Source organism: Caulobacter sp. GW821-FHT12A07 (assembly GCF_058807655.1).
The window spans coordinates 498,131-510,883 of the sequence record NZ_JBXAQX010000003.1; the positions used below are offsets into that span (position 1 = coordinate 498,131).

Annotated in this window: 12 protein-coding genes; 2 read left to right on the top strand and 10 right to left on the bottom strand. The window is 71.9% G+C overall.

Annotated features, from left to right (window positions below):
- Window positions 1–81: 81 nt before the first annotated feature.
- Window positions 82–2,364: a fimbria/pilus outer membrane usher protein gene (locus tag AC1RRS_RS09020; protein ID WP_492854862.1), complete on the top strand. Its 2,283-nt coding sequence runs from the start codon at window positions 82–84 to the stop codon at window positions 2,362–2,364.
- A complete protein-coding gene (locus AC1RRS_RS09025) occupies window positions 2,339–3,334 on the top strand; it encodes a Csu type fimbrial protein (protein ID WP_492854863.1) in 996 nt (331 codons plus the stop codon). Before AC1RRS_RS09020 ends, AC1RRS_RS09025 begins: the two co-directional genes overlap by 26 nt.
- Here AC1RRS_RS09025 and AC1RRS_RS09030 read toward each other — a convergent pair.
- The 10 genes from AC1RRS_RS09030 to AC1RRS_RS09075 are packed head-to-tail and all read right to left on the bottom strand — an operon-like array spanning window position 3,324 to window position 12,694.
- Window positions 3,324–3,842, bottom strand: a complete 519-nt coding sequence (locus AC1RRS_RS09030; RefSeq protein WP_492854864.1) for a tyrosine phosphatase family protein — start codon at window positions 3,840–3,842, stop codon at window positions 3,324–3,326. The two genes, AC1RRS_RS09025 and AC1RRS_RS09030, sit on opposite strands and share 11 nt — an antisense overlap.
- Complete coding sequence (gene cobS, locus AC1RRS_RS09035) at window positions 3,839–4,597, bottom strand: adenosylcobinamide-GDP ribazoletransferase (RefSeq protein WP_492854865.1); 759 nt, start codon at window positions 4,595–4,597, stop codon at window positions 3,839–3,841. The genes AC1RRS_RS09030 and cobS overlap by 4 nt, the downstream gene beginning before the upstream one ends.
- On the bottom strand, window positions 4,594–5,619 hold the full coding sequence (gene cobT / locus AC1RRS_RS09040; RefSeq protein WP_492854866.1) for a nicotinate-nucleotide--dimethylbenzimidazole phosphoribosyltransferase: 1,026 nt from the start codon (window positions 5,617–5,619) through the stop codon (window positions 4,594–4,596). Before cobT ends, cobS begins: the two co-directional genes overlap by 4 nt.
- Window positions 5,616–6,572: an adenosylcobinamide-phosphate synthase CbiB gene (cbiB, locus tag AC1RRS_RS09045; RefSeq protein WP_492854867.1), complete on the bottom strand. Its 957-nt coding sequence runs from the start codon at window positions 6,570–6,572 to the stop codon at window positions 5,616–5,618. Before cbiB ends, cobT begins: the two co-directional genes overlap by 4 nt.
- Complete coding sequence (locus tag AC1RRS_RS09050; protein WP_492854868.1) at window positions 6,565–7,359, bottom strand: ABC transporter ATP-binding protein; 795 nt, start codon at window positions 7,357–7,359, stop codon at window positions 6,565–6,567. The genes cbiB and AC1RRS_RS09050 overlap by 8 nt, the downstream gene beginning before the upstream one ends.
- Complete coding sequence (locus AC1RRS_RS09055) at window positions 7,356–8,342, bottom strand: FecCD family ABC transporter permease (protein ID WP_487291566.1); 987 nt, start codon at window positions 8,340–8,342, stop codon at window positions 7,356–7,358. The genes AC1RRS_RS09050 and AC1RRS_RS09055 overlap by 4 nt, the downstream gene beginning before the upstream one ends.
- Window positions 8,339–9,184 carry an ABC transporter substrate-binding protein gene (locus AC1RRS_RS09060; protein WP_492854869.1) on the bottom strand — a complete coding sequence of 282 codons (846 nt, stop codon included), beginning with the start codon at window positions 9,182–9,184 and terminating at the stop codon, window positions 8,339–8,341. The genes AC1RRS_RS09055 and AC1RRS_RS09060 overlap by 4 nt, the downstream gene beginning before the upstream one ends.
- Complete coding sequence (gene cobO, locus AC1RRS_RS09065; RefSeq protein ID WP_492854870.1) at window positions 9,181–9,798, bottom strand: cob(I)yrinic acid a,c-diamide adenosyltransferase; 618 nt, start codon at window positions 9,796–9,798, stop codon at window positions 9,181–9,183. Before cobO ends, AC1RRS_RS09060 begins: the two co-directional genes overlap by 4 nt.
- Window positions 9,795–10,781 (bottom strand): threonine-phosphate decarboxylase CobD, encoded by a 987-nt coding sequence (gene cobD, locus AC1RRS_RS09070; RefSeq protein WP_492854871.1) that lies wholly within the window; start codon window positions 10,779–10,781, stop codon window positions 9,795–9,797. Before cobD ends, cobO begins: the two co-directional genes overlap by 4 nt.
- Window positions 10,781–12,694: a TonB-dependent receptor plug domain-containing protein gene (locus AC1RRS_RS09075; RefSeq protein WP_492854872.1), complete on the bottom strand. Its 1,914-nt coding sequence runs from the start codon at window positions 12,692–12,694 to the stop codon at window positions 10,781–10,783. Before AC1RRS_RS09075 ends, cobD begins: the two co-directional genes overlap by 1 nt.
- Between the last annotated feature and the right edge of the window lie 59 nt (window positions 12,695–12,753).

Consider the following 12,753-nt stretch of genomic DNA (forward strand, 5'->3'; position numbering starts at 1 on the left):
CTCAGTCTCGCCTTCGCCGCCTTGGGAACCTCGGCTTCCGCTCAGGACCTGCCGCTGCCGGATCTGAAGGCTATCGAGACGATGCGTGAAGACCTTCAGCTGGAAGTCTGGATCAACGGACGCAACACCGGCCTGGTGGCCGCCGTCGCGCGCGAGGCCGACGGCCGCCTGGAGATGCGCGCCGACGAGATGCGGGCCGTGGGCTTGACCGCCAGCGGCGTGGGGCTGGTGGATCTGTCGGCGCTTCGCGGGCTGTCGGCGGCCTATGACGACGTCGGCCAGCGGCTGATGGTCAATGCCGACATCGACCTGCTCGCCGTTCAGCGTTTCAACCTGGCCGCCAACCGCGATGCGGCCGGAGCGCCGCGCCAGGACCTGGGCGCGGTGCTCAACTACGTGTTCTCCGCCGACGGCGGCCAGGTCGACGATAGCGATGGCCTGGGGGTGGATTCGCTGGGCCTGGCGCTCGACGGCCGCGTCTTCGGCCGGTTCGGAACCCTCTCCAGCAGCGTGGCGGCCAGCCGCGTCGGCGACACCGGACGGATCGTGCGGCTCGACACGACGTGGTCCTGGTTCGAGCCCCGACGGATGATGGGGCTGAAGGCCGGCGACTACATCAATGGCGGCTTCGCCTGGACGCGTCCGATCCGGATGGCCGGCTTCCAGCTGCGGCGCGACTTCGCCACCCGCCCCGACATCGTCACCATGCCGTCGCCGCGCCTGGCGACCACGGCCGCCGCGCCTTCGACGCTGGAGCTCTACGTCAACGACACCCGGATCCTCAGCCGGCCGGTGGGCGCTGGCCCGATCGAGATCGACGGCCTGCCGCCGGGCCAGGGCTACAGCGACGTGCGGCTTATCCTGAACGACGCGGCCGGCCGGCAGGTGGCCGTCAGCGCGCCGTTCTTCGCCACGCCCCTGCTGCTGCGCAAGGGCCTGGCCGACTTCTCGGCCGAGGCCGGCTTCGCCCGCCGCGGCTTCGGCGTCGAGTCCGCCGACTACGCCGGCTCGCCCATCGCCTCGGCCAGCCTGCGCTACGGCGTGCTCGACGCCCTGACGGTGGAGGGTCATGTCGAGGCGGGCGCGGGCCTGATCCAGGGCGGCGGCGGCCTGACGGCCCAGGTCGGCGGCCTGGGCGTGGTGTCGGGCTCGTTCGCGGCCAGCCGGACCGACGACGAGAGCGGCGCGCTGGCGGCCGTGGTCTTCGACAGCCGCTTCGCCGGCTTTTACCTGTCGGGCATGAGTATGCGCGCCACGGCGGGCTATCGCGATCTGGCCGCCGTCACCTCACGCCCCTCGTTCTACCGCAACTGGAAGATGGGCGGCGACGAGCCGCCGCGCGCCATCGACCAGTTCACCGTCTCGACGCCCCTGCGGCTGGCCCTGTTGATGCGCAAGGGCGAAGCGCCGGTGGCCAGCGCCTCCTACAGCGCCCAGACCGCCGCGGCTGGTCCGCGCCGCCAGGTGTGGAGCGGGTCTCTGCGCCATACCTTCGGCGAGCGCCTGACGGCCTATCTCACCGGCTATGTCAGCCGGGGAGAACAGCGCGACACCGGCGCTTTCCTGGGCCTGTCGGTGCCGCTGGGCGCGCGCAGTTCCTCGTCGGCCGGCGTGCAGGTCCAGGGCGACGACACCACCGCCTTCGTCGAGGCCAGCCGGGCCGAGACCCAGGCCGACGGAACCTATGGCTGGCGGGCCCGCATCGAGCAGGGCGCTCACCAGGGTTTCGAGGGGCAGGCGGCCTATCGCGGTCGCAACGCCCGCGTTTCGGCCGCCGCCCAGTACGCCGACGGCGCGGTGCGCGGTCAGCTGCAGGTCGACGGCGCGGTGGCCTGGCTCGGCGGCGTCGCGGCGACCACCAACCGTCTCGAGGGCTCGTTCGCCCTGGTCGAGGTCGGCGCTCCCGACGTGCCGGTGCTCTACCAGAACCAGAAGGTCGGCCGCAGCGACCGCAACGGCCGCCTGCTGGTGCGCAATCTCGAGGCCTTCGACGTCAACCGCCTGTCGATCGACAGCCAGGACCTGCCGCTGGAACTGGAAGCCGCCCAGACCGAGCGCAGCGTGGTCCCGATGGCCAACGGCGGCGCGATCGTCCGCTTCGGTGTCGGCAAGACCCCGCCGGCCGTGCTGTTGACCCTGCGCCGCCCGGACGGAAGCTTCGTGCCGCCCGGCGCCGAGGTGATCCGCGCCGGCGTCGCCGAGCGGGTCATCGTCGGCTACGATGGCCAGGCGTTCCTGACCGGGGTGAGCGAAGACGCCGACCTGCGCGTTGTCGTCGAGGATGGAAACGAATGCTTCGCGCGCCTGGTGATCGGCGCCGCCAGCGAGGGAGGCCGGCATGTGGTCGACGCCGTCTGTCGTTAGCCTCTGGCGGGCGCGTCTCGTCGCGCTGACCGGCCTGCTGGTCGCCGCCTTCGTCTGGTTCGGCGCGCCGTCCTCGGCCCAGGCCGCGGCCAGCTGCACGGCCTCGGTCACCAGCGTCAATCTCGGCTCGACCCTCAGCCCGCTGACGGCGGGGACGGTGGACGCCACGGCCAACCTGAACTTCAGCTGCACGGGCCTGACGTCGCTGCTCTCCTACACCCTGTGCCCCAATCTCGACGCTGGCTCGGGCGGCTCGAACGGCTCGGGCGGGCGCTATCTGGTCGGTCCGGGCGGGGCGACCGTGGCGTTCCAGGTCTATCAGGACGCCGGCCGCACCCAGCCCTGGGGATCCTCGTCCCTGCTGGTGTTTGGCACGGTGCCGACCATCACCGCCAGTCCCGGCACGGGAACCTCGATCAACGTCAACCAGACCGTCTATCTGCGGCTGACGACCACGACGACGACCGTTCCCGGCGCCTATTCGACCAGCTTTTCCGGTCAGAACTTCTTCTGGGGCCTGAACCTGCTGAGCTGCGCGGGGGTGACGATCGGCTATGCGGTCGTGCCGGCGACCTTCACCTACAGCGCCACCCTGATCCCCGACTGCACGATCTCGACCGGCAATCTCGGCTTCGGAAACGCCGGCGTGCTCAGCGCCGTCAAGGACGCCCAGAGCGCCATGTCGGTGACCTGCACCAAGGACACCCCGTACGCCATCGGGCTGGACAACGGCCAGCAGGGAACCTCGGCCACGGCGCGGCGGATGAAGGCGGGAAGCGAGTACGTCACCTACGGCATCTACCATGACGCGGCGCGCGCCTCGCCCTGGGGATCGACGGCTGGCCAGACAGCGGGCGGAACCGGCACGGGCGGCGCCCAGCCGCTGACGCTCTACGGCCGCGTGCCGGCCCAGACCACGCCCGCGCCTGCGACCTATGGCGACCAGGTGGTGGCGACGGTCACCTACTGACGAGATCCCTGCCCAGCTTCCACTCGAAGGCCTCGCCCTCGAAGCAGTCCGCGCCCCGTCCGATGGCCTCGATCGCCGCCGACATCCGCCCGTCACGACCCAGCGCCGCATCGGCCAGGGCGACCATCAGCCGGTTGGGCGTGGCCGAAGGCGACAGGCGCCGCAGGACCTGACCCAGTTCCGCCTCGTCGCGGTTCGGGCGTCGGGCGCAGGCCAGGATGAAGGCCGCCGCCGTCGAGCGGCTGACCCCCGCATAGCAATGCAGCAGCAGCGGTCGTTCGCCGGTCCAGCCCTCGGCGAAGGCCAGCAGGGCGGCGATGGTGTCCGGGTTGGGCGCGATCAGGTCGGCACGCGGCTCGGCGACGTCGTGGAAAGCCAGATGCAGCCGTTCCACGCCCTCGACCGGCGATAGCTCTGCGGCGGGCGACAGCAGGCTGACGAGGTGCGAAGGCCGATGCGCCGCCAGATGCTCGTCTAGCCGGCTCAGCGGACAGACGGCCAGGATCACGCCAGCACCGCCGCCAGGCCCAGTAGCGCGCCCAACTCGGCGACCTGCTCGATCCCGCCGAGCACGTCGCCGACATAGCCGCCGATCAGCCGGCGGGAAAGGAAGGCCAGGGCGATGGCCAGCAGGGCGGCGAGGGCCAGGCCCGCCAGGGCTGCGGTCGGCGGAACCAGCAACAACGGCCACAGGCCCAGCAGGGCGGCGACCAGCACCTCGGCGGGCTTCACCCCGTCGGGGGCGGGCTTGTACTTGGCGTCGGCGCGGTCGCTGACGTGGGGCAGGGCGGCCATGGCGGCGACGGCGGCGACGCGTCCGACGCCATGGGCGGCCAACAGGGCCAGGGCGGCGTTCAGGGGCGTCAGCGTCGCCAGGGTCGCGGCCTTCGCCCCCAGCACCACGACCAGGGCCAGGACGCCGTAGGTCCCGACCCGGCTGTCCTTCATGATCTCCAGCCGCCGCTCGCGGGTCTGGCCGCCGCCCAGGCCGTCGGCGGTGTCGGCCAGGCCGTCCTCGTGGAAGCCGCCAGTCAGCAGGAAGCCCGCGCCCAGGGCCAGGATCGCCGGAACCCAGCCGCTCCACACCTGGCTCGCGCCCAGCAGCACGAGGGCGCAGATCCCGCCGACCAGCAGGCCGACCAGCGGGAAGTAGCGGGCCGAGCGGGTGATCCAGTCGGGCTCGAACCCGCGCATGGCAGGGATGGGCAGGCGGGTCAGGAACTGCACCGCGCAGAGCAGCAGCTGGACCTGCCGGCCGATCATCCCAGCACGTCGGCGAGGTCGGCGACCTCGTTCAGCAGGTTGGCGGCCGCCGCCAGCAGGGGGGCAGCCAGCGCCGCGCCGGTGCCTTCGCCCAGCCGCAGGCCAAGATCCAGCAGGGGCCTGGCGTCCAGGGCCGCCAGCATCGCGGCGTGACCCTTCTCGGCCGAACCGTGGGCGAAGACGCAGTAGTCGAGGGCTTCGGGCGCCAGGCGCACGGCCGCCAAAGCCGCGGCGGTGGCGATGAAGCCGTCCACCAGCACCGGCCGCCGGCGCGCAGCCGCGCCCAGCACCGCGCCGGCCATCATGGCGATCTCGCAGCCGCCGAACTGCGACAGCACGGCGAAGGGCCCGGTCGCGTCGCTGCGGGCGGCGGCGCGGGCGATCGCGGCGGCCTTGCGGGCCAGACCGGCCTCGTCGTGGCCCGTGCCCTGGCCGACGCAGGCCTCCAGCGGGGCGGGCGCCAGGCGGTGCATGACCAGGGCCGCGGCCGAGCTGTTGCCGATGCCCATCTCGCCGATGGCCAGCACGTCCGCCTCCTGAAGGGCGCGGCCGGCGATCTCGATCCCGCGCGTCAGGGCCAGAGCCGTCTCCTCCGGCGTCAGCGCCGCCTCGCGGGCGGCGTTGCGGGCGCCCAGGCGCACCTTGGCGGCGATCAGGTCGGGATGGGAGGGCAGCTCGGCGGCGACGCCGGCGTCCACCACCTTCACCGTCACGCCCGTCGCCTTGGCGAAGGCGTTGACGCTGGAGCGGCCGCTCAGGAACAGGCCGACCATCGCCACGGTGACGCTGGACGGATAGCTGGAGACGCCTTCCTCGGTCAGGCCATGGTCGCCGGCGAACACCAGCAGCGCGGTGCGGGCGGCGCGGGGCGAGAGGCTCCCCTCGATCAGGCCCAGCTGGACGGCCAGGTCCTCGATCCGGCCCAGCGACCCCGGCGGCTTGGCCTTGCCGTCGAGCTTGGCGCGCAAGCTGGCTTCCAGGGCGCGGTCGACGGCGGGGATGACGGGGGGCGTGAAGGTCATTGCACAAGTCTCCAGCCGGCGGCGCAGGCCAGGGCGACCAGCAGCCACAGCAGGGCGCAGGACCGGCGGTAGATCCGCAGGCCCCGGCGCAGGTCGGTCAGGTCCGGCGCGCGGCCGTCGCCGAAGCTCGGGCGCTCCGTCGTCTCGCCGTCATAGCGGGCCGCGCCGCCCAGCTTGACGCCCAGGGCCCCGGCCATGGCGGCTTCCGGCCAGCCAGCGTTGGGCGAGGCGTGCTTACGGGCGTCGCGCCGCATGACGTCCCAGCCCTTCCAGCCCGCGCCCAGGCAGATCAGCAGGCCGGCGAGGCGCGCCGGGACGAAGTTCATCACGTCGTCGGTTCTGGCCGCCGCCCAGCCGAACGACCGCCAGCGCGGCTCCATGTGGCCGATCTGGCTGTCGGCGGTGTTCACCGCCTTGTAGGCGAAGAGGCCCGGCAGGCCGAACAGGGTCAGCCAAGAGGCCGGGGCCACGACTCCGTCGTTGAAGCTCTCGGCCAGGCTCTCCAGCGCCGCCGCCGTGATCCCATGCAGGTCCAGCTCCTCGACGTCGCGCCCGACGATCCGGCCGACCGCGATGCGGGCGGCGGGCAGGTCGCCGGCCTCCAGCGGGTCGAGCACGGCCATCACGTGCTGGTGCAGGCTGCGTTGCGCGAGACCCAGGGTGGCGATCAGCGCGATCGCCAGGGTCGCCAGCAGGCCGCTGTCGAACATCGACTCCAGCGCGCCGCCGATCAGCACCGCGCCGAGGATCAGCAGCGCCACGGTGACGACGCCCAGTTCCCGGCGGCGTAGTTCCGAGGTCTCCGGCCGGTTCCAGCGCCGCTCCAGGGCGTCGATGGCCTTGCCGACCCAGGTGACCGGATGGGGGATGGCCGCGTGCAGGCTCGCCGGATAGCCGACCAGGGCCTCGATCACGAGGGCCAGCGGAGGGGCGAGCAGCAGCGGTTCAGCCATGGCGTCCGACCAGTTCGATCAGCGGGCCGGTCTGGCCCTCCACCACCCTTGCCGTGACTCCGTAGGCCCTGGCCAGGACATCCGGGGTCAGGGCCTCGCGCGGCGGGCCATCGGCGATCAGCTTGCCGTCCACCAGCACCAGCACCCGGTCGGCCAGGCGCGCGGCCACGGCCAGGTCGTGCAGCGTCATGACCACCCCCTGGCCGTCCCTGGCGGCGAAGTCGCGCATCAGGTCCACGGCGTCGAGCTGATGGCCGGGATCCAGCCCCGCCAGCGGCTCGTCGGCCAGCAGCCACGACGGCTCGCCGGCCAGCACCCGGGCGAACAGCGCCCGGCCGCGCTCGCCGCCCGACAGGCTCTTGACCTCGCGCAACGCCAGATCTTCGAGGTGGGTCTGCTTCAGGGCCTTGGCCACGGCCAGGTGGTCGGCTTCGGAGAGACCGCGCGCGCCGCTGTGCGGGGTGCGGCCAAGGCCCACCAGGGTCTCGACATCGACGGCCCAGGCCACCTCCGGCGTCTGCGGCAGGAAGCCGATGCGGCGGGCCCGCTCGCGATGCGCCAGCGAAGCCAGGGGCGCGCCGCCCAGGATCACGCTACCGGCGTCCGGCTTGCGCAGGCCCGCCAGGCAGGCCAGCAGAGTGGACTTGCCCGCGCCGTTGGGGCCGACGACGGCGGTCACCTCGCCGGGGCGGAAGTGCGCGCTGACGCCTTGCAGCACCGGGCGGCCGCCCAGGGCGACGGCCAGGTTCTCGGCCGAAAGGATGTCGCCAAGGAGCGGGCGGGTCATGCAAGCCTCCGGCGCATGGTGATCAGGAGAGCCAGGAAGAACGGGCCGCCGACGGCGGCGGTGGCCACGCCCAGCCGCATCTCGGCCGCCGACGGGGTCAGGCGCACCATGATGTCGGCCGCCAGCACCAGGGCCGAACCGGCCAGGGCCGACGGCACGAGCAGCGCCCCCGGCCGGTGTCCAACCAGCGGCCGCACCAGGTGGGGGGCGATCAGGCCGACGAAGCCGATCAGGCCGGTCACAGCCACGCTCGCGCCGGAAGCCACGCCGACGCCGACGGCCAGCAGCACCCGCACGGCCGACAGGTTGACGCCCAGGGCCGCGGCCCCGGTCTCGCCCAGGGTCAGGGCGTCCAGCGAGCGGGGCAGGGTCAGCAGCACGGCCAGGCCCGCCACGATCAGCGGCACGGCCAGCCGCACCTCGTCGACGCTGCGGTCGGCCAGCGAACCCAAGAGCCAGCTGATGATCTCCTGCGCCGCCCAGGGATTGGGAGCCAGGCTGAGGGCCAACGCCACGCCGGCGCTGGCCACGGTGTTGAGGATCACCCCGGCCAGCAGGAAGGTGACCGTGCCGCCGGTCGTGCCGGCCAGGGCCAGCATCAGGCCGACGCCGATCGCCGCGCCCAGCACCGCGCAGGCCGGCAGCAGCCAGGTCGCGGTGAAGGCCAGGCCCAGATAGAGGCTCATCACCGCCCCCAGCGCCGCCATCGACGACACGCCCAGCACGCCCGGATCGGCCAGGGGATTGCGGGTGTAGCCCTGCATGGCCGCGCCCGACATCCCCAGGGCCGCGCCGATGGCCACGGCCAGCACGGTGCGCGGTAGGCGCAGTTCGAAGATGATCGCCCAGCGCGGGTCGGAGCGGTCGACCCAGGCGCTCCACGGCGCCCAGACGCGGCCGCTCATCAGCGACAGCCCGAAGAGGACCGCCACGGCCAGCAGCAGGCCGGCGATCAGCAGCCAGGTTCGGCGGTTATGGCTCATGCTCGGGCCTTCAGGGCGTTGCGGCGGGCGGTCGCCAGGGTCGCGGCGGTGTGGATCAGGGTCGGGCCGCCGCAATAGAGCAGCCGCTCGGGGAAGGTCTCGCGGGTCATGCGGTGGCTCACCTTGGCGAGGGCGGGGTGGTTGAGCATCCGCTCGGCCCAGGTCGGGGCGTCGGGACGGGCCTGTCCGGCCAGCAGCACCTGCGGCGGGTCGGCCAGCAGCCGCTCCAGCGGGACGTTGCCCCACTTCTTCAGGCCGTAGCGGCTGGCGACGTTCTTGAAGCCGGTGCGGGTCAGCATCTCGTCGACCAGCGTGCCTTCGCCGGCCGCGAAGCCGTTGGGCTGGAAGACCAACGCCTCCAGCGGCTTCGACCCCGAGGGCGGCGCGGCGGCGGCCAAGGCCTGGTCGATGCGGGCGATCAGAGCTTCACCGCGCTCGGGATGACCGGCGGCGGCGGCGATGCGGCGGATGTCTTCCTGGTTCTCGGCCCAGCTGTTGGGCACCTTGAAGAGTTCGGCCCGCACGCCCAGCCGCTTCAGCGCCGCGCGGGTGGCCGGTGAGGAATGGGCCGCGCTCAGCACCACGTCGGGGCGCAGGGCGATCACCTCCTCGGCGCTCTCGTAGGTCATCGGATAGGACTTGGCCCGCTCGGCGATGCTCGATTGCTGCGGATCGCGGGCGTAGTGGCTCAGCGCCGCGATCTGGTCGCGGTCGGCCACCTCGACCAGCACGCCGTCCAGGCAGGGATTGAGGGAGACCAGGCGCGGCTTCTTCGGCGCGGCGGCGCCGAGGCCGACGACAAGGCTAGCCCCCAGAGCGACCCGCCTGCTGAAACCAGTCAAAACTCCACCCCGCGCTGGGCCTTGAAACCCTGCTCGAACGGATGCTTGACCAGGGTCATCTCGGTGACCAGGTCGGCGATCTCCAGGAGCTGCGGCTTGGCGTTGCGGCCGGTCAGGCAGACATGCTTGTCATTGGGGCGGGCCTTCAGCGTCTCCACCACCTCGTCGATGTCGAGATAGTCGTAGCGCAGGGCGATGTTGATCTCGTCCAGCAGCACGAAGTCGAGCGTCGGATCGGCGATCATCGCCTTGCTCTCCTCCCACGCCGCCTTGGCCGCGGCCACGTCGCGCTCGCGGTCCTGGGTGTCCCAGGTGAAGCCTTCGCCCATGACGCGGTAGCGCACCTGGTCGGGAAAGCGGCTGAAGAACAGGCGTTCGCCGGTCTTCCACTTGCCCTTGATGAACTGCACCACGCCCACCTGCATGCCCCAGCCCAGCGAGCGGGCGACCATGCCGAAGCCGGCCGAGGACTTGCCCTTGCCGTCGCCTGTGTGGACCAGCAGCAGACCCTTCTCCAGGGTCTTCGATTTCATCAGCTCTTCGCGCTCGGCCTTGAGGGCGCGCATCGCCTCGGCGTGCTGCTCGTTGGCGTCGCCAATATCGGAGGGGCTCATCGCGGGGTCTCCAGGGCGGCGGCCAGGCGCGCCCAGTCGGCGTCGAATCCGGGCAGGCCGAAGCGTAACAGGCTCGGGTCGTGATCGAAGGGCCGCGTGAGGATCCCGGCGCGCGCCAGGGTCTCGAAGCGCACGGTTGCGTCGGTCGCACGGGCTAGGCGGAACAGACTGGTCCCGCCGACCACCTCGAAACCGGCGCGGGCCAAGAGAGCGTCCAGCCGCGCGGCGTCGTCGTCCAGGCTGGCGCGCGTGGCGTTCGCCCAGGCGGTGTCGGGATAGGCCGCCAGGCCCGCGGCCAGGGCGGGAGCGGAGAGGGGCCATTCGCCCAGCGTCTCGCGCAGGCGGCGGGCGAGCGCCGGCCGGGCGATCACGAAGCCCAGCCGAAGTCCGGCCAGACCGTAAAACTTGCCGAACGAGCGCAGCACGATCAGCCGCTCATGATCCGGCGCGCCGGCGAACGGGGCGACCGACAGCGACGGCTCGCACTCGACGAAGGCCTCGTCGACCACCGCGCCGCGCTGGCCCAGCGCCAGCACCGCCTCGGGCGCCAGGCTGCGGCCGTCGGGATTGTTGGGGTTCACCACCACGCACAGGTCGGCCTCGTCCGGATCGGCCACGACCTCGGAACCGACGCGCCGCCAGGCGAGCGGATGGCTGGAATAGGTAGGAATCGGCAGGCTGACCCTGCCGCGAGGCAGGATCTTGGGCAGCAGGCGGATCGCCGTCTCGCTGCCGGGCACGGCGACCACCCGGACGGGGTCCTCGACACCGAAGGCCTGGGCGGCCACGGCCTCCAGCCGCGCCAGGTCGGCCGGATCGGGCAGGCGGCCCCAGTCCTCGAAGGCCTGGGGCGGAACCGGATAGGGGCGAGGATTGATCCCCGTCGACAGGTCCAGCCACGGCGCGGGCGCATCCGGAAAACGCGCCCGCGCCGCCGCTAGGCGGCCGCCGTGTCCGGAAAGGGACGACGGCGAACCGCTCATCAGAACTTCGCCCGGACGCCGGCGAAGGCGCCGCGGCCCACCGAGCCGTAGCGGTAGATGGTCTGGTATTCCTTGTCGAAGAGGTTCTCGACGCGGCCGAACACCTCGAAGGTGTCGTTCAGGGGATAGGCGGCCCGCAGGTCGAAGAGGGCGTAGCTCTTCAGGCGGCGGGTGTTGGTGGCGTTGTCGTAGCTCTCGCCCACGTACTGCACCGAGACGCCCGTGGTCAGGCCGCTCTTCCAGTCGTAGTCGGCGTTCAGGTTGGCCGTCTCGCCGGCGCGGCGCGGAAGGCGCTTGCCGTTGTTGGTGGCCGAACGGTTGATCGGGTCCATGTTGGTGTAGTTCGCCGTAACCTTCAGCGACGAGGTCACCTCGATGGTGGTCTCCAGCTCCACGCCGCTGGTCTCCGTCTTGGCGAAGTTGGCGTAGCCGCCGTAGTTGGGCGGGGTGTTGTTGGAGACGTAGTCGATCTGGTTGGTGATGTCGCGGTGGAACCAGGTCAGGCCCGCGCGCACGCGGCCGTTCAGCACGCTGTGCTCGACGCCCAGGTCGACGCTTTCCGACTCCTCGGGCTTCAGGTTCGCATCGCCGTAGATGCTGTAGAGCTGGTACAGCGACGGGGCCTTGAAGCCCTCGCCGTAGTTGGCGCGGAACACCGTCACGCCGCCGTTGGGGCTGTAGGACGCGCCGGCCTGGTAGACCGTGGCGTCGCCGAAGGCCGAGTGGTCCTCCCGGCGCACGCCGCCCGTCAGGGTCAGGCCCTCGACCGGCTGGGCGCGCAGGTGCAGGTACAGGCTGTCGGTGCGCGCGGCGTGGCTGTCGGGCGTCGGGTTGGGCTCCCATTCCGACGGCGAGGCGGTGCGGAACCACGAGCGCTCGGTCTCGGCCCCGAAGGTCGCGCGGAGGATCTCGCTGACCTGCCAGGTGCCCTGGTATTCGAAGCGCTTGTTGGTGCCGCGGGCGTCGAAGGTCTTGGGGACCGACGAGCTGGGATCGAAGTTGTCCCGGTCGGTCTGGGTGTAGCCGAAGCCGAGGCGGTTTTTCAGCGCGCCGTCGAAGGCGCTCAGGCGCACGCCGGCGTAGCTGACCAGTTCCTTGGTCTTGCCGTATTCGGGGCTGTCGGCGAAGGCGTAGAGCGGGGCGGGGAAGCCGTCGAATTCGTTCTTCGAGGCGGCGTAAGACGTGCGCAGGTCGATGGTGGCCCAGTCGGTGACGTTCAGGTCCAGGCGGCCGCTGACGCCCGCGTTGCGGTAGCCGTCCTTCTCCTTGCCGCCGTACGACTTGCCGAAGGCCGAGACGCCGTCGGTGGTGTAGTAGGCGCCGGCGATGCGCCAGCCGCCCCAGTCGCCGCCGGCGCTGAGCGCGGCGTTGCCGTAGGCGGTGTCGCGCGAGCCGAGCTCGGTCGCCAGCTGGGTGGTGAGCGGGCCGCTGGGCGTGGCGGTCAGCAGGTTGACGACGCCGCCGATGGCCTGGCTGCCCCACAGGGTCGATTGCGAGCCGCGCAGCACTTCGATGCGGTTGACGTTGCCGGCCAGCAGGGTGGCGAAGTTGTAGCCGCCGCCGGTCGAGGACGGATCGTTCAGCTTGACGCCGTCGATCAGCACCACGGTCTGGTCGGTCTCGGCGCCGCGGATGCGCAGCTGGGTCGTGCCGCCGACGCCGCCGTTGCGGGTGACGGTGACGCCCGGCGTGCGCGACAGCAGGTCGGAGATCACGACGGCCTGGGCCTTCTTCAGGGCCTCGGCGTCGATCACCGTCATGCTGGTCGAGACTTCCGACAGCTTTTCGGGCTCGCGACCGGCGGTGACCACCACCTGATCGACTTCGGCCACGGCCGTATCGGCGAAAGCCAGGCCAGGCAGGGCCAGGGCGGGAACTGCGGCCGCCAGGGCCAGCAGGGAAACAGGGCGCATGTCATTCCTCCGTGCGCGACAAGAAGGAGCGTGTTCTCGTGAACACGCCCGGACCGAAG

Bases quoted from the DNA above. Each gene is read 5' to 3' on its own strand.
- AC1RRS_RS09020 (WP_492854862.1), top strand. From the start codon at position 82: ATGCGTGAAGACCTTCAGCTGGAAGTCTGGATCAACGGACGCAACACC.
- AC1RRS_RS09025 (WP_492854863.1), top strand. From the start codon at position 2,339: ATGTGGTCGACGCCGTCTGTCGTTAGCCTCTGGCGGGCGCGTCTCGTC.
- cobS (WP_492854865.1), bottom strand. From the start codon at position 4,597: ATGATCGGCCGGCAGGTCCAGCTGCTGCTCTGCGCGGTGCAGTTCCTG.
- cobT (WP_492854866.1), bottom strand. From the start codon at position 5,619: ATGACCTTCACGCCCCCCGTCATCCCCGCCGTCGACCGCGCCCTGGAA.
- cbiB (WP_492854867.1), bottom strand. From the start codon at position 6,572: ATGGCTGAACCGCTGCTGCTCGCCCCTCCGCTGGCCCTCGTGATCGAG.
- AC1RRS_RS09050 (WP_492854868.1), bottom strand. From the start codon at position 7,359: ATGACCCGCCCGCTCCTTGGCGACATCCTTTCGGCCGAGAACCTGGCC.
- AC1RRS_RS09055 (WP_487291566.1), bottom strand. From the start codon at position 8,342: ATGAGCCATAACCGCCGAACCTGGCTGCTGATCGCCGGCCTGCTGCTG.
- cobO (WP_492854870.1), bottom strand. From the start codon at position 9,798: ATGAGCCCCTCCGATATTGGCGACGCCAACGAGCAGCACGCCGAGGCG.
- cobD (WP_492854871.1), bottom strand. From the start codon at position 10,781: ATGAGCGGTTCGCCGTCGTCCCTTTCCGGACACGGCGGCCGCCTAGCG.
- AC1RRS_RS09075 (WP_492854872.1), bottom strand. From the start codon at position 12,694: ATGCGCCCTGTTTCCCTGCTGGCCCTGGCGGCCGCAGTTCCCGCCCTG.